Here is a 16,285-nt window from a genome sequence, read left to right as displayed (position 1 = left end):
ATCCCCCTTATTGCAGTCCGAACAGCGCGAGATAGCCAGAGAACACCGGCGCTCCCGCGAAAATACCTACCCACGCCCCAACGAGCATCCACGGGCCGAAGGGTATGGCGGTCCGGCGGCCCGCCCTCCGCACAACGACGAGTATGACACTGAACAGCCCGCCGAGAAGGAAGGCAGCGAACGAACCCACGGCGAGTTCTTCCCAGCCAAGCCAACCGAGATAGATCCCGAGCACTCCCGCTAGTTTGACGTCGCCCAGCCCCATCCCGCCGGGGTACAGCAACGCCATGAGGAGGTAGGCAACGAACAGAATCGCACCGCCGGCTGCAGCGGTGAGCAGCCTGGCCGGGTCGCCGACGATGAGCGCTGCGGCCGTCAATAGGACCGCGGCGACCACGTACGACGGCAGCACGATCACGTTCGGAAGAAGGCTCGTCTCGAGGTCGATGGCGGTCAGTGCGATGCTGACCGCGGCAAGGTAAAGGAACGCCGCGAGCACCGTAATGGTCGCTAGCCAGTCGTGCAGGGTTGCCGGCTCAAAGTTCGCCAGCGCCCAGATTGCAACTCCACAGAAGAAGACAGCGGTTCCAAGTTCAACAAGCGGATAGCGGAGCGATATGGCTGCTGAACAATCTCGGCAACGCCCCCTCAGCACGAGCCAGGAGACGATCGGGACGTTATCCCAAGGCCGGATAGCGGATCCGCACGAGCCACACGCGCTTCGGGGCGCGATCACCGACCGCCGTTGGGGCACGCGGAAGATGACGACGTTGAGAAAAGATCCAACGGCCGCCCCCAGCAACCCCGTCAGCGCGGCGATCACGCTATCCGATCTCCCTCATGCTGACGAAGTCGCCCAGCTCCGCCCCGGTCTGGACCGGATTAGTGAGTCCGTTCGACAGGTCGATACCGGTCACCCCAACCGGCACATAGACGAGTGAGGCCTGTTGCCTGAACTCTACTTCGCCCCCGTACATCTGCCCGCGGAAGCCGTCGCGTTCGCTGTAGACCTTGCACGGCGTATAGAGCATCGCGGCCATGTTTGTGGAGAAGTTAGCCTCGTTCGTGAGGGTGATGTTGCCCGTGAGTGATCCGGGGGGGTTGCAGGTCGGCAGGCCGTCGGGCGCGAAGTCGGGCACCAGGAAAGTGAGGTTCCGAGTACCTGTCGAGGTGAAGTAGAGCTTGTCGAACTTGAACTCGTGAGCGACAAAGACAATGTCTGCATTGAGCTGCACGGAGTTCATGCTGTTGGCCGTCGTGACCGCAGTCGTCGGACATTTGTCCAGGAAATTGATCACCGTGGGAGTGGTGTATCCGCTGATGCTTTCCCAGGGCGAGTTGTTCTTCGCGATCGAGCAGGAGCCTGTCCAGTTAACAATGTTGAAGCCCTGAGCTGTCCAGAAGGCGGGGTCCCAGCCGATGTCCGTCCAATCGGGGATGTTCGGTGCGGGCACGCTGCCGCCTGAGGTTGCGAGCGCGGCGTTGTAAGAACTGTTGGTGATGTTCAGCGAACCGGTCGCGCGAATCGAGCCGCCGATTGTGCTCTTGTTGATCGACACGTTGCCGTTGACGTGCATTGATCCTCTGACGTCGCACATGTCCAAGTGGGCGTTACCGTCACCCATGATGAGGTCGCCACCAATACGTGCGCCGTTGGTGCAGGTGAGGTCGCCGTGCTTGATCATCACGGACGTGGCGACACTGGCGTCGACTGTGTCCAGCTGGAACTTCTTGAACACACCCTTGATGTCGTGCGCGTACACGGCTGCGCCAGCAATCGGAACGTAGGCGATGATGGGTTCCCACTTGTAGATCGCCTCGACGCTGACACTGTCACCGCTCGTGCTCCCGGCTACACCTGGATCTTGAGCGAAGCCGGTGGACGTGATGCGGATGTGCGTCGCGTCGTCGGTTGGGCATCCGTCGGTCCACGAGCCACCGCCATCACGGGTGTGGGCGACCAGCGCGGAGTAGCTCGGCGTGGCCGCAGCGGCCCAGGTACCACCGGCAAGCGAACATCCGTTGGTCGCTTGCATGCCGGCGATGGCGACGTCGAGCCCGGACTCGGCGGCCGCGAGAGACTGCACACTGGCTCGCGCCGAGCTCGTCGTGGCCAGGGCGTTGATTGTCGAGCCGGTCACCGTTATTCCGATGATCGCCGTAACCGCCGTCATGCCAAGCACGGCAACCATGGCTGCGCCGCGTTCATCCGTGCTGCGCTTGAGGAGCGAGTTCAGAAACATAGTGTTGCAACCTCCGTTGGCGGTGCCTGCTGTCGACTTACTGCACTGGTCTCAATCAGTAGCGGCGAACTGTCGCCGGTATCAAGTTCGAGCGCTAGGTTCGCGGAAAGTCCAGTGACGCTGAAGGCTGGCCTCGCGCCGACCTCGGCGACGCCCGTTGCTAGCAGCGTCCAGCCCTCGGCGTCCGCATGGCTTCCTGGAATCGGGATAGCGCTCGGGGATCTGGTTGTACGAAGCTCGCCGTTGCCGAAGTACCACGCCTCGCAATGAGCCGTCGCGGGCGATGCCAGAGCGTCATCGACTATCAACGCTCGCATCACCACGCTGTCGGGCGTCGGCGTCGAGACCTCGAGTTTGCTCGCCATCCGGACACCCCGTGTGACCGACTGCGCGACAAGCTGCCCGGTATTGCTGGCCTGGGACGAATCGCGGACGATGCGCTCCGCGGTCAAGGAATTCACGAGCATCCCGCCGACGATGGAGAGGATCAGGACGCTCAACATGGCGTAGATGATCAGCTCGACCAGAGTTATGCCGCGTTCGTCTCTCATGGGGTCACGACCGCCTGAGTGCCGACGTACACGAGTGTGACCGCTTCGGCGAGACGGTCAAGGGGCTTGCCCTGCTCGGTTACCCACACATCGACCTGCACGACGCCGGGGAAGGTGGCCGGGCAGGCGCCTACGGTCACGTGCGGTTGATAGATCGTGCCTCTGGCGTCGGTCGTCGCGGGTGGTGTCACGTCGTCGAACGCCGCCACTGTGTCGCAGTCCGGCGTCAGAGCGCGCACCTGGTCGAGCTGCGCTGCGACAAGTTGGCTCGCGGTTGCGGTCGTCGTGTTCGTGACAGTGATCTGCATGGATTGGATCAGCGTCGGGAGAAAGAACACCGCGAGGAGGGCAAGAAGAAACATCGAGACCATGATCTCGATGAGGCCGAAGCCGAACTCGTCGGATCGAAGATCCGTTTGTTGGTGCAGTTTCACTACTCGGACCCCCTTTCCGAAAGTGTGGAACGAGACGGGCAAGTGGGGCGCCGGAAAGGGCGCCCCACTTGCCGCTCGCAGTGTTACAGAGTCGCCACGTTTGCGACGCAGGTTGCCGAAGTGCCGGTCTTGCCCTTCACGCCGCCCTTGTCATCGACCGCGAAGGTGGTCGTGTTCGAGTCGTGGTCACCCTGGATGCAGAACCCTGCTGCGTTGCCGGTCAGGACAAGGTTCACACCATCGACGGCGAACTTGGCAACAACGGCTGCTGCTGCCGGCGCTGTCGGCCAGCCATCCTGCTTCACCATCTCGGCGACGAGCTCGGTCTTGGCGTTGTTCATTGCGGAGACGACGGCGCTGTCGCGCGCGCCTTCCTGCTGGCCAAGGAACACCGGGATGGCGATCGCGGCGAGGACGCCGATGATGATGACGACCACGAGGAGCTCGATCAGGGTGAAGCCCTTTTCGTTGTTCTCGAGTCGTTCGCGCTTCTTCTCAAGCGAGCGAGTGATTGCAGTCAGCATGATTTTCCAATCCTGTTCAGTGACTTCTGTGGACAGGTGGCCCCCAAAGGATTAGCCCCCACGTAAACCTTGACAGATGCTGTGAAGCCTTTACTAGCCCGCAATCGGGCTTTATGGCGTGCGACCTACCCCCAATAAGCGGGACAGAGCTTCCGTCATACAAGTTCGAAGATGTTGAAGACCGGCAGGTACAGGGCAACGATCATTCCACCGAGCACTACGCCCATGAACGCGATCATGAGCGGTTCGATCAAAGCGGTGAGTTGTTCTGTTGTGGACTCGACTTCTTGGTCGTAGAAGTCGGAGATCTTGGCAAGCATGGTCTCGAGAGAGCCGGAATCCTCACCAACAGCCATCATCTGCACGACCATGGACGGGAACACCGGTTGTTCAGCGAGCGGCGCTGCGATGGTCTTTCCCTGACGCACGGAATCTCGTACTTGCTTGAGGGACTCCTCGATGACCCAGTTGCCGGAAGTTGCGCCGACGATGGTGAGCGACTGCATGATCGGCACACCGGATTTCATCATGGTTGAGAAGTTTCGGGTGAATCGTGCGATGGCGATCTTCGTCATCAGCGGGCCGAACACCGGAAGCTTGAGCTTCCAGGGGTCGACCACCTTCCGTACCCTCTCCGTGTTCTTGTTCTTGCCCCACCAAACCGAGAACACAACAATGGCAACGAGCAGCACTGGCCCGAGCCAGACCATGATGTCCGACATCCACACGAGGAACATCGTCGGGAGGGGAAGCGTTCCCCCGAGGCCCTCGAACATCGCCTCGAAAACCGGCACGATGAAGATGAGCATCGCGACGACGGCGAGAAGAGCCATGATCAACACCACGACGGGGTACGTCATGGCGGACTTGATGGTGCCCCGCAGTTTCACTTCCGATTCGTAGTTTTCCGCGAGTGAGAGCAGCGATCCCTCCAGGAAGCCGCCTGTCTCACCGGCGCGCACCATGTTGATCATGAGCGGTGGGAACACAATCGAGTGGCGGGCCATCGCCTCGGACAACGACGCACCCGCCTCTACGTCGATGCGAATCCTGTCCAAGGTTGCGGCAAGTTTCGGGTTCTCGCTTTGCTCGGTGAGGATCGTGAGTGTCCGCATGAGCGACAGTCCAGCCGAGATCATCGTCGCCATCTGACGTGACATGACCGCGAGGTCCTTGAGATCGACCTTCTTCTCGAAAAGCGAGCCGAACGAAATCTCCTGGTTGAGACCCGTGCCGCCTTCCTTGACCTCGGTCGGCGTGATGCCCATGCCGCGCAGGCGTGAGTTGACCGCGGCCTCGCTCGCTCCGTCAATCTTGCCCTTGACCGCTTTGCCCGCCGCGTCCCGACCCTTGTATTGGTAGGTGGTGATTACAGCGGCCACTAAATTCCACCGCCCTTGAAGCTGTCGCCGAACCCGAACTGGCCGGGAGCTGCGTCATCGCGACGGATGAGCCGCTTGAGCGTCTCAGGATCGTGGCACTTGTCGTAGGCGGCCTTGATGGTGATCTTGCCCTCGTTCGCGAGGTCGGCCAAGTGCTGGTCCATGGTAAACATGCCGAGTTCGCGGCCGGCCTGCATAGTCGAGTGGATCTGGTAGGTCTTGCCCTCGCGGATGAGGTTGGCGACGGCAGGCGTCGCGACCATGACCTCGGTTGCGACAACACGACCCTTGCCGTTGGCCGACTTCACGAGGGTCTGACAGACCACACCCTGAATGGTTGCGGCCAGCTGGGCGCGCACCTGCCCCTGCTGGTGCGGCGGGAAGACGTCGATGACACGGTCGATGGTCTGCGGCGCATCCTGCGTGTGCAGCGTCGCGAAGACCAGGTGACCGGTTTCCGCCGCCGTGAGGGCGACCGAGATGGTCTCCAGGTCACGGAGCTCACCGATCAGGATCACATCCGGGTCCTGACGCAGCACGTGCTTCAGCGCGTTGGCGAAGCTGTGCGTGTCGCTGCCGACCTCACGCTGGTTGACCAGCGCCTTCTTGTTCTGGTGCATGAACTCGATCGGGTCCTCGACCGTCACGATGTGGTCGGTGCGCGTGCGGTTCACCAAGTCGATGAGCGCGGCGAGCGTCGTCGACTTGCCGGAACCGGTCGGTCCGGTGACAAGCACCAGGCCACGCGGCAGCTCGGCGAAACGCGCGACGGTGTCCGGAACGCCCAGCTGCTCGAGACGCTTGATCTCGGTCGGGATGATACGGAACGCCCCGCCGATCGCGGCGCGCTGCTGATAGAAGTTCACACGGAAACGAGCCTGCTCCGACACCGTGTACGCGAAGTCGAGTTCGAGGTTCTCGTCGAACGCCTTGCTCTGGTGTGGCGAGACGATGCTGCGCAGGGCGCGCGAGACACGCTCGGCACTCCACACCTCCGCACCTTCGACCGGACGCAGCGCACCATCGATGCGGATCATCGGCGGCGCATTGGAGCTCACGTGGAGGTCGGATGCACCGCTCGAGAGCACCAGCCGAAGCGCTGCGATCAGGTCCGGGTCGGCCTGGTCGGGCGACGGGATCGACGGGTCCAGCGGCGTAAAGTCGGCTTCCTTCTGGAGAAAGTCGTCGGTCGAGTCAGCGGCGTCGGCCGCGAGGTCATGGACCCTCGTGTCAGCGGTGTTGGCCGCGAGGTCATGGACCTTCGTATCGGCCATGCTCGGTTCCCCCATTCCCGAACCATAGTCAGGAAGGTCGTACACCGGGCTCGGGCTCGCCGGGGCGGCTGATGGCTCGGCAACGGGCACGGGCACGGATGGCGCGCTGTACGCAGGTGCGGGTTGCGTGGGCGTGGCCGGTGCGGGCGGCGGGAAGGCCGGCGGAGTGTAGGAAGCGGCCGGCTGCGGAGGAGCTGTCGTCGAGAAGGTCGGGGCCGCGAGCGGCGAGGTGGAGATCGGCGGTGGAGGCGGCGGCATGTACCCGACCGCAGGGGTGCTGCCCGGCGGGATCACCGGCGGCGCCATCGGCGGCAATGGAGCGGCAGCCGACGGCGGAGGCGGCATCGCGCCAGCAGGCGGCGCAGGCGGAACGGGCTTGCCATCCGGCCCCAGCATGGGCGGAGGGGCTGTCTCGTAGGGCGACGCGATTCCACCACCCATGGCGTTCCCGCGGCGACGCAAGTCGCTCGGTTCGTCCACGATCGGAATCTCGTGTACCGGCTTGTCCATGGTGGTTCCCCCTGTTTACTACGTGTGTGTTCGCCCGATCAGGCGACCACCCTCAAGATTTCTTCGACGGACGTCAGGCCCATCTTGGCCTTCTCCCAACCGTCCTCCCGCAGCGTCAGCATCCCCTGCTCACGTGCGGTGCGGGCGATCTCGGCAGCGGACGACCGGTCGACCGCGTGCCGTTCGATCTCCTCGGTGACGAGCATGACCTCGTGAATCGCAACACGGCCGCGGTAGCCGGTGCCGGAGCAGTACTGGCATCCGCCCGGGTGGAACAGCGTCGGGATCTGCTGGGTCGGGTCCATCACGAAGCGCATGGCCGACAGCTCGACCGGGTCCGGCTGGTACGGCACACGGCAGCGGTCGCACAGGCGACGAGCCAGACGTTGCGCGACGACAGCATCCAGCGCGGAACCGACGAGGAACGGCTCGATGTCCATCTCGGTCAGACGCGTCACGGCGCTCGGAGCGTCGTTGGTGTGCAGCGTCGACAGCACGAGGTGACCGGTGAGCGCGGCCTCGATCGCGATCTGAGCGGTCTCCTGGTCACGGATCTCACCTATGAGCACGACATCCGGGTCAGAACGCAGAATCGACCGCAGTGCACTCGCGAACGTGAGGCCCGCCTTCACGTTCACCTGCACCTGGTTGATGCCGGGCATCCGGTACTCGACCGGGTCCTCAACCGTGATGACGTTGATCTCCGGCTTCGCGACCGCGTGCAGCGTGGTGTACAGCGTCGTCGACTTACCGGAGCCCGTCGGACCGGTGACCAGGATCATGCCGTACGGCTTGGTGAAGGATGACTGGTAGGCAGCCATGTTGCGATCGAGCATCGTCAGGTCGCTGAGCGAACGCTGCGCACCGGAGGTGTCGAGGATACGCATGACGACCTTCTCGCCCCACACCGTGGGCAGGGTCGCGACACGAAGGTCGATCTTGCGGCCGCCGTGGCTGACCGACATGCGGCCGTCCTGCGGCTTGCGACGCTCGGCGATGTCGATATCGCTCATGATCTTCAGGCGGGAGATGACGCCGTTCGTGATCGTGCGCGGTGCGCGCTGCATCTCGTGCATAACGCCGTCGATGCGGTAGCGCACGATCAGCTCGCGCTCGGCGGGCTCGATGTGGATGTCGGATGCGCGGTCCTGGATGGCCTGGCTGATCAGCAGGTTGACGAAGCGCACGATCGGCGCGTCATCCTGCGACGGCTCCTGCGGGCCCGCGAGTGCGACGTCCGTCCCTGCGGTCTCGTTCTCCTCCTCCAGAGCGGAGCGGAGTTCGTCGAGTTCCCCATCGGCGCGGTGGTAGCGGTCGATCGCCGCGAGCAGGTCGCTCTTCTCGGCGACCACCACGCTCACGCGCATCCGGGTTGCCGTGCGCACATCGTCGACCGCGAAGACGTTGCCCGGGTCGACCATGGCGAGCGTCAGGATGTCCTCGGCCAGCGCGATCGGGATGACCTCGTGCCTGCGGCACAGCGCCGCGGGGACCATCGAAACCGCGGTGCGGTCAACGGGGTATTCGATGAGCTCGACGAACGGAAGGCCGGCCTGGGCGGCACGCGCCGACGCGACCTGCGCCTCGGTGAGCACACCCTTCTCGACGAGCATCCGGACGGACTGCTCCTCCTCGCCCCAGCCATTCGGAACCGAGTCGAGGCTCTCGATGGGCATGACGCCACGCAAAATGAGAATCTCCGTTAGAGATGCCACTGGTACTCCCCCAAGCCCCCTGCGTACTATCCGCCATTGACCAGTCGGGTATGACCGACGGCGATACTACGTCGAATGCCAAAACTACCGGCAATCGAGGGCGTTTCGCTATACCCGCAGATGGGGGGCGTGTGGCAGGAGTGACGGATGTGACGAAACTAGCGCACAAAAAGGCCCGCCACCTGCAGTGACGGGCCCTTTCGCGTGATTGAACGCCGGGACTAGCTGTAGTTGCCGCCCGAGCTCATGTCATCCGAGCTGAAGGTGTCGAAGTCGACGAATGACAGGTCGGACTCGGTGAACGAACCCTCGTCCGCGAAGATGCGGTTCGGGTAGCGCTCGGCCTTCGCCTCTTCCGTCGCCTCGACCGTGACGTTGCGGTAGCTCGCCAGGCCGGTACCGGCCGGGATGAGCTTTCCGATGATCACGTTCTCCTTGAGGCCCATCAGCGGGTCGGACTTGCCCTCCATCGCCGCCTGGGTGAGCACCCGGGTGGTCTCCTGGAACGACGCGGCCGACAGCCACGACTCGGTCGCGAGCGACGCCTTGGTGATACCCATGACCTCCTCGCGGGCGGTCGCCGGCTTCTTGCCCTCGACGATCGCGGCACGGTTGAGCGTGTTGTACCGCGAGCGGTCGACGAGCTCACCGGGCAGCAGCTCGGTGTCACCGTGGTCGACCACGGTTACCTTGCGGAGCATCTGCCGGACGATGACCTCGATGTGCTTGTCGTGGATCGGCACACCCTGCGAGCGGTACACGCCCTGCACACCGTCGACGAGGTGCTCCTGCACCGCACGCACACCGCGAACACGAAGGACTTCCTTCGGGTCGACGGCGCCGACGTGCAGCTGCTGGCCCAGTTCGACGTGCTGACCGTCCTCGATGAGCAACGTCGAGCGCTTGAGCACCGTGTAGGTGATCGGCTCCTCGCCGTTGTCGGGGGTGAGGATCAGCTTGCGGTTGCGGTCGGTGTCCTCGATCGTGATCTTGCCCGCGGCCTCTGCGATCGGGCTCGCACCCTTCGGGGTGCGCGCCTCGAACAGCTCGGTCACACGAGGCAGACCCTGGGTGATGTCATCGGCGGATGCCACACCACCGGTGTGGAAGGTACGCATCGTCAGCTGCGTTCCCGGCTCACCGATCGACTGCGCCGCGATGATGCCGACGGCCTCACCGATGTCGACGAGCTTGCCGGTGGCGAGCGAACGGCCGTAGCAGGCCGCGCAGACACCGACGGCCGACTCACAGGTCAGCACCGAGCGCACCTTGACGCGCGTGATGCCGGCCGTGATGAGCTTGTCGATCATCACATCGCCGATGTCCTCGCCAGCGGGGGCGACGACCTGGCCCTTGTCGTCCACAGCATCCGAAGACAGGCTGCGGCCGTAGAGCGAGTTCTCGATGTTCGGGTCGCGAACGAGCACGCCCTCCGAGTTCGGCGCGGCGACGGCCAGCTCGAGGCCCTTCGAGGTGCCGCAGTCGTCCTCGCGGATGATGACATCCTGCGAGACGTCCACGAGACGACGGGTCAGGTAGCCGGAGTCCGCGGTGCGGAGCGCCGTGTCAGCAAGACCCTTACGGGCACCGTGCGTCGCGATGAAGTACTCCGCGACCGAGAGGCCCTCGCGGTAGCTCGAGATGATCGGACGCGGGATGATCTCACCCTTCGGGTTCGACACCAGACCACGCATACCGGCGATCTGACGAACCTGCATCCAGTTACCACGAGCACCAGAGGTGACCATGCGGTTGATGTTGTTGTCGGCGGGGAGGTTGTCCTCCATCGCGCGGGCAACCTCGGTGGTGGCCTTGTTCCAGATCTCGATGAGCTCCTGACGACGCTCGGCGTCGGTCGTGAGGCCCTTCTCGAACTGCGACTGCACCTTGGCGGCCTGCTTCTCGTAGTTGCCGATGATCTCGCGCTTGTTCGGCGGGGTCAGCACGTCGGAGAGAGCAACGGTCACACCGGAGCGGGTCGCCCAGTAGAAGCCGGCGTCCTTGATGCGGTCGAGCGTCGCTGCGACCTCCACCTTCGGGTAGCGCTCGGCGAGGTCGTTGACGATCGCGGACAGCTTGCCCTTGTCGGCAACAGCCTCAACCCACGGGTAGTCCTCCGGCAGCGTTTCGTTGAAGAGCGCGCGACCGAGGGTCGTCTCCAGCATGAGCGGCTGACCGGCTTCCCAGCCTTCCGGCGCCTCGACGTCACCCGGCACGATGTTCTCGAGCCGGATGCGCACCTTGGCGTTCAGGTCGAGCGTTGCCTGGTCCTTCGCGAGGATCGCCTCGGCGACGGATGAGAACGCACGGCCCTCACCGGTCGCGCCCTCCTTGACCGTGGTCAGGTGGTGCAGGCCGATGATCATGTCCTGCGTGGGCAGCGTCACCGGGCGGCCATCCGACGGCTTCAGGATGTTGTTCGACGCGAGCATGAGCACGCGCGCCTCGGCCTGAGCCTCGACCGACAGCGGCAGGTGGACTGCCATCTGGTCGCCGTCGAAGTCGGCGTTGAACGCGGCACACACGAGCGGGTGCAGCTGGATCGCCTTACCTTCGACGAGCTGCGGCTCGAACGCCTGGATGCCGAGGCGGTGCAGGGTTGGTGCGCGGTTCAGCAGCACCGGGCGCTCGCGGATGATCTCCTCGAGCACGTCCCAGACCTGCGGACGGCTGCGCTCGACCATGCGCTTGGCGCTCTTGATGTTCTGAGCGTGGCTGAGGTCGATGAGACGCTTGATGACGAACGGCTTGAACAGCTCGAGCGCCATCTGCTTCGGCAGACCGCACTGGTGCAGCTTGAGCTGCGGGCCGACCACGATGACCGAACGGCCCGAGTAGTCGACGCGCTTGCCCAGCAGGTTCTGGCGGAAACGACCCTGCTTTCCCTTCAGCATGTCGCTGAGGGACTTCAGGGCGCGGTTGCCGGTACCGGTGACGGGGCGACCGCGGCGGCCGTTGTCGAACAGTGCGTCGACGGCCTCCTGCAGCATCCGCTTCTCGTTGTTCACGATGATCTCGGGAGCACCGAGGTCGAGCAGACGACGCAGACGGTTGTTGCGGTTGATCACACGACGGTACAGGTCGTTCAGGTCGGAGGTCGCGAAGCGGCCACCGTCCAGCTGGACCATCGGGCGCAGCTCCGGCGGGATCACCGGGACCACGTCGAGAACCATTGCCGCCGGCGAGTTGCCGGTCTGCAGGAACGAGTTCACGACACGGAGTCGCTTGATCGCGCGGATCTTCTTCTGGCCCTTGCCGTTGGCGATCTGGTCGTGCAACTCGTCAGAGGATGCCTGGAGGTCGAAGCTCTCGAGGCGACGCTTGATCGCCTCGGCGCCCATGTAGCCCTCGAAGTAGATGCCGAAGCGGTCCTGCAGCTCGTGGAACACGGCGTCCTCGGGCTTGAGGTCGCCGACCTTGAGATTGCGGAAGTCGTCCCACACGCGCTCGAGGTGGCTGATCTGCTCGTCGTACGACTTGCGGATCTGCGACATCTCCTTCTCGCCGCCGTCCTTGGTGCGACGCTTCTGGTCGGCCTTCGCACCCTCAGCCTCGAGGGCCGCGAGGTCCTCTTCGAGCTTCTGCAGGCGCTCGGCGACGCGGGCGTCGCGCTGGTTCTCCAGCTCCTTGATCTCGAGGCGAAGCTCGTTCTCAAGGCCAGGCATGTCGGCGTGACGAGCATCCTCGTCGACCGAGATGATCATGTACGCGGCGAAGTAGATGACCTTCTCGAGGTCCTTCGGCGCCATGTCGAGCAGGTAGCCGAGACGGCTGGGGACACCCTTGAAGTACCAGATGTGGGTGACCGGCGCGGCGAGCTCGATGTGGCCCATGCGCTCGCGACGGACCGAGGACTTGGTGACCTCGACGCCGCAGCGCTCACAGACGATGCCCTTGAAGCGCACGCGCTTGTACTTGCCGCAGGCACACTCCCAGTCACGGCTGGGGCCGAAGATCTGCTCTCCGAAGAGGCCGTCTTTCTCGGGCTTCAGCGTGCGGTAGTTGATCGTCTCGGGCTTCTTGACCTCACCGTGCGACCAGCGACGGATGTCATCAGCCGTTGCGAGGCCGATGCGCAGCTCATCAAACGTTGTAACGTCGAGCAATTTGTCTCCTGTTGTAGAAATCTTGGAAATTCGTCGTTGGCTGCAGGTCAGATCTCGTCGATGGACGAGTTCTCGAACCGCGCGGAAATGTTGATGCCGAGCTCTTCAGCGGCACGGAAGACCTCGTCATCCGTGTCCTTGAGGCTGACCGTCTGGCCATCCGCCGAGAGCACCTCGACGTTCAGGCACAGCGACTGCATTTCCTTGATGAGGACCTTGAACGACTCCGGAATGCCGGGCTCCTGGATGTTCTCGCCCTTGACGATCGCCTCGTAGACCTTGACGCGGCCGAGGATGTCGTCGGACTTGATCGTGAGCAGCTCCTGCAGGGCGTACGCGGCACCGTATGCCTCGAGCGCCCACACCTCCATCTCACCGAAGCGCTGGCCACCGAACTGCGCCTTACCACCGAGCGGCTGCTGGGTGATCATCGAGTACGGTCCGGTCGAACGCGCGTGGATCTTGTCGTCGACCAGGTGGTGCAGCTTCAGGATGTACATGTAGCCGACCGAGATCGGGTCCGGGAAGGGCTCGCCGCTGCGACCGTCGAAGAGCACGGTCTTGCCGGTGGAGCCGATCAGACGCTCGCCGTCACGGTTCGGGCGGGTTGAGTCGAGCAGACCAGCGATCTCCTCCTCCGACGCACCGTCGAACACCGGGGTGGCGACGCGGGTGCCGGGCTCGGCGGTGTGCGCAGCCTCGGGCAGGCCGGCGGCCCACTTCTGCTTGCGGTCCACGTCCCAGCCCTGCTTCGCGGCCCAGCCGAGGTGGATTTCCAGCACCTGGCCGAAGTTCATGCGACCGGGCACGCCGAGCGGGTTCAGGATGATGTCGACCGGAGTTCCGTCGGCGAGGAACGGCATGTCCTCGACCGGCAGGATCTTTGCGATGACGCCCTTATTGCCGTGACGGCCAGCGAGCTTGTCACCCTCGGTGATCTTGCGCTTCTGGGCGATGAACACGACAACGCGCTGGTTGACGCCCGAGCCGAGCTCGTCGTCGCCGTCCTGCGCGTCGAACACCTTCACGCCGATGACGGTTCCCTCTTCACCGTGGGGCACCTTGAGGCTCGTGTCACGGACCTCGCGGCTCTTCTCGTTGAAGATCGCGCGCAGCAGGCGCTCCTCGGCCGACAGCTCGGTCTCACCCTTCGGGGTCACCTTGCCGACGAGGATGTCACCGGGGCGGACCTCGGCGCCGATGCGGATGATGCCGCGCTCGTCAAGGTCGGCGAGCAGCTCGGGGCTGACGTTGGGGAGGTCACGGGTGATCTCCTCCTTGCCCAGCTTGGTGTCGCGAGCGTCGACCTCGTACTCCTCGATGTGGATCGAGGAGAGCACGTCGTCCTTGACCAGGTTCTGGCTGAGGATGATCGCGTCTTCGAAGTTGTGGCCTTCCCACGGCATGAACGCGACAAGCAGGTTCTTGCCCAGCGCGAGCTCACCGTTCTCGGTGGCGGGGCCATCCGCGATGACCTCGCCGGCCTCGACGCGGTCACCCGCGCCGACGATGACGCGGTGGTTGTAGCTCGTGCCCTGGTTGGAGCGGTCGAACTTGCGCAGGTAGTAGTCCTGCGTGCCGCCCTCGTCGAGCTGAATGGTGACGACATCCGCCGACACCTCGGAGACGACACCGGCCTTGGTAGCGGTGACGACGTCACCGGCGTCGATGGCTGCGTAGCCCTCCATACCGGTCCCGACCAGCGGGCTCTCGCTGCGCAGCAGCGGGACGGCCTGACGCTGCATGTTCGCACCCATGAGGGCGCGGTTCGCGTCGTCGTGCTCGAGGAACGGGATGAGCGACGTCGCGACCGACACCATCTGGCGCGGCGAGACATCCATGTAGCCGATCTCGTCGTGCGTGAACAGGTCGACCTCGCCGCCCTTGGACCGCGCGAGCACGCGCTCCTCAGCGAAGCGGGAGTCGGCGGTCAGCGGCGCGTTGGCCTGTGCGACGACGAACTCGTCTTCCTCGCTTGCGGTGAGGTAGTCGATGTTCTCGGTGACCTTGCCCTTGACGACACGGCGGTACGGCGTCTCGATGAAGCCGAACGAGTTGATCCGCGCGAAGGTCGCGAGCGAGCCGATGAGGCCGATGTTCGGGCCTTCAGGGGTCTCGATCGGGCACATGCGGCCGTAGTGCGACGGGTGGACGTCACGGACTTCGACGCCTGCACGCTCACGCGACAGACCACCGGGGCCGAGCGCCGACAGGCGACGCTTGTGGGTCAGACCCGCGAGCGGGTTGTTCTGGTCCATGAACTGCGACAGCTGGCTCGTTCCGAAGAACTCCTTGATCGCGGCGACGACCGGGCGCACGTTGATGAGCGTCTGCGGCGTGATGGCCTCGATGTCCTGCGTGGTCATGCGTTCGCGGACGACGCGCTCCATGCGGGACAGACCGGTGCGGACCTGGTTCTGGATGAGCTCGCCCACCGCGCGGATGCGACGGTTGCCGAAGTGGTCGATGTCGTCCACGTCGAGGCGGATGTCGACCTTCTTGCCGTCACGGACGCCCTGGATGGTCGTCTGCTCCTCGTGCAGCGCGACGAGGTACTTGATCGTCGCGATGATGTCGGCCTGCGTGAGCACGGAGTCGGACAGCGGTGCGTCGATTCCGAGCTTGCGGTTGATCTTGTACCGACCGACCTTTGCGAGGTCGTAGCGCTTCGGGTTGAAGTAGAAGTTGTCGAGGAGCGCACGCGCGGCCTCGGCAGCCACCTGCTCGCCCGGGCGGAGCTTGCGGTAGATGTCCTTGAGCGCCTCTTCCTTGGTGAGGACGGTGTCCTTCTCCAGGGTCGCCTCGATGGACGCGTAGCCCTTGAACTCGTCGAGGATCTCCTCGCTCGTCATGCCAAGCGCCTTGAGGAACACCGTGACGGACTGCTTGCGCTTGCGGTCGATGCGAACGCCGACCTGGTCGCGCTTGTCGATCTCGAACTCGAGCCATGCGCCCCGGCTCGGGATGATGCGGGCCGAGTAGATGTCCTTGTCGCTGGTCTTCTCCGGGGTGCGGTCGAAGTAGACACCGGGCGAACGGACGAGCTGGGAGACGACAACACGCTCGGTGCCGTTGATGATGAACGTGCCCTTGGGGGTCATGAGCGGGAAGTCGCCCATGAAGACCGTCTGGGTCTTGATCTCACCGGTGAGGTGGTTCATGAACTCGGCTTCGACGTAGAGCGGGGCAGCGTAGGTCTTGCCCTTCTCCTTGCACTCGTCGATCGAGTACTTCTTCTCCTCCAGGAAGGGGTTGGTGAACGACAGCTGCATCGTCTCGCCGATGTCCTCGATCGGGGAGATCTCCTCAAAGATCTCCTCGAGGCCGGTGAGCGACGGGAGGTCCTGGCGACCGGCGGCCTTGGCGGCAGCGGCGCGCTGAATCCAGTTGTCGTTTCCGACGAGCCAATCGAAGCTCTCGGTCTGCAGTGCGAGCAGATCGGGAACTGTTAGCGTGTCAGTGATTTTGGCGAACGAAAGCCGCGAAGCTGAGCGACCGTTCTTGAGAGTCTTGCTGGTGGATGCGTTGCGCGCAGCAGCCAAGGAA

11 protein-coding genes are annotated in these 16,285 nt (G+C 64.1%); 1 reads left to right on the top strand and 10 read right to left on the bottom strand.

Features of this window, described 5'->3' with window-relative positions; all coding sequences use genetic code 11:
• Positions 1 to 7: 7 nt before the first annotated feature.
• The 7 genes from HGK58_RS03810 to HGK58_RS03780 all read right to left on the bottom strand — a co-directional run bounded on the left by HGK58_RS03810 (position 8) and on the right by HGK58_RS03780 (position 6,408).
• Entirely contained in the window at positions 8 to 823 is an 816-nt protein-coding gene (locus HGK58_RS03810) for an A24 family peptidase (protein WP_168626191.1), read from the bottom strand.
• 1 nt (position 824) lies between these two features.
• Positions 825 to 2,243: a hypothetical protein gene (locus HGK58_RS03805; RefSeq protein WP_168626190.1), complete on the bottom strand. Its 1,419-nt coding sequence runs from the start codon at positions 2,241 to 2,243 to the stop codon at positions 825 to 827.
• Positions 2,234 to 2,794, bottom strand: a complete 561-nt coding sequence (locus HGK58_RS03800; protein WP_168626189.1) for a hypothetical protein — start codon at positions 2,792 to 2,794, stop codon at positions 2,234 to 2,236. Before HGK58_RS03800 ends, HGK58_RS03805 begins: the two co-directional genes overlap by 10 nt.
• Positions 2,791 to 3,228 carry a prepilin-type N-terminal cleavage/methylation domain-containing protein gene (locus tag HGK58_RS03795; RefSeq protein WP_168626188.1) on the bottom strand — a complete coding sequence of 146 codons (438 nt, stop codon included), beginning with the start codon at positions 3,226 to 3,228 and terminating at the stop codon, positions 2,791 to 2,793. The genes HGK58_RS03800 and HGK58_RS03795 overlap by 4 nt, the downstream gene beginning before the upstream one ends.
• An 83-nt stretch (positions 3,229 to 3,311) precedes the next feature.
• On the bottom strand, positions 3,312 to 3,752 hold the full coding sequence (locus HGK58_RS13885; protein WP_210422591.1) for a prepilin-type N-terminal cleavage/methylation domain-containing protein: 441 nt from the start codon (positions 3,750 to 3,752) through the stop codon (positions 3,312 to 3,314).
• Positions 3,753 to 3,907: 155 nt separating this feature from the next.
• Positions 3,908 to 5,134, bottom strand: coding sequence for a type II secretion system F family protein (locus tag HGK58_RS03785; RefSeq protein WP_168626187.1), 1,227 nt, complete (start codon positions 5,132 to 5,134; stop codon positions 3,908 to 3,910).
• Entirely contained in the window at positions 5,134 to 6,408 is a 1,275-nt protein-coding gene (locus tag HGK58_RS03780) for a type IV pilus twitching motility protein PilT (protein WP_210422590.1), read from the bottom strand. The genes HGK58_RS03785 and HGK58_RS03780 overlap by 1 nt, the downstream gene beginning before the upstream one ends.
• Before the next feature lie 256 nt (positions 6,409 to 6,664).
• On the opposite strand from HGK58_RS03780, the gene HGK58_RS03775 reads away from it, so the two are divergent.
• The gene (locus HGK58_RS03775; RefSeq protein WP_168625522.1) at positions 6,665 to 6,826 is read left to right on the top strand and encodes a hypothetical protein; all 162 of its coding nucleotides are present in this window, start codon (positions 6,665 to 6,667) and stop codon (positions 6,824 to 6,826) included.
• A 130-nt stretch (positions 6,827 to 6,956) separates the two neighbouring features.
• Here the strand turns inward: HGK58_RS03775 and HGK58_RS03770 are convergent, their stop codons facing one another.
• The 3 genes from HGK58_RS03770 to rpoB form a co-directional block, all read right to left on the bottom strand.
• Positions 6,957 to 8,594 (bottom strand): ATPase, T2SS/T4P/T4SS family, encoded by a 1,638-nt coding sequence (locus HGK58_RS03770; RefSeq protein WP_210422589.1) that lies wholly within the window; start codon positions 8,592 to 8,594, stop codon positions 6,957 to 6,959.
• Between the two features lie 260 nt (positions 8,595 to 8,854).
• Positions 8,855 to 12,739, bottom strand: coding sequence for a DNA-directed RNA polymerase subunit beta' (locus tag HGK58_RS03765; RefSeq protein WP_168626185.1), 3,885 nt, complete (start codon positions 12,737 to 12,739; stop codon positions 8,855 to 8,857).
• A 47-nt stretch (positions 12,740 to 12,786) separates the two neighbouring features.
• A complete protein-coding gene (gene rpoB / locus HGK58_RS03760; RefSeq protein ID WP_168626184.1) occupies positions 12,787 to 16,281 on the bottom strand; it encodes a DNA-directed RNA polymerase subunit beta in 3,495 nt (1,164 codons plus the stop codon).
• Positions 16,282 to 16,285: the final 4 nt, after the last annotated feature.

This window comes from Cryobacterium sp. BB307 (assembly GCF_012274275.1).
GTDB lineage: Bacteria > Actinomycetota > Actinomycetes > Actinomycetales > Microbacteriaceae > Terrimesophilobacter.
The sequence above is the reverse complement of the archived record's forward strand: the minus strand, read 5'-3'. Positions and strand labels throughout refer to the sequence as shown.

Coding starts and splice junctions, on each gene's coding strand:
- HGK58_RS03805 (WP_168626190.1), bottom strand. CDS start 2,243: ATGTTTCTGAACTCGCTCCTCAAGCGCAGCACGGATGAACGCGGCGCA.
- HGK58_RS03800 (WP_168626189.1), bottom strand. CDS start 2,794: ATGAGAGACGAACGCGGCATAACTCTGGTCGAGCTGATCATCTACGCC.
- HGK58_RS13885 (WP_210422591.1), bottom strand. CDS start 3,752: ATGCTGACTGCAATCACTCGCTCGCTTGAGAAGAAGCGCGAACGACTC.
- HGK58_RS03780 (WP_210422590.1), bottom strand. CDS start 6,408: ATGGCCGATACGAAGGTCCATGACCTCGCGGCCAACACCGCTGACACG.
- HGK58_RS03775 (WP_168625522.1), top strand. CDS start 6,665: ATGTACCCGACCGCAGGGGTGCTGCCCGGCGGGATCACCGGCGGCGCC.
- HGK58_RS03770 (WP_210422589.1), bottom strand. CDS start 8,594: ATGCCCATCGAGAGCCTCGACTCGGTTCCGAATGGCTGGGGCGAGGAG.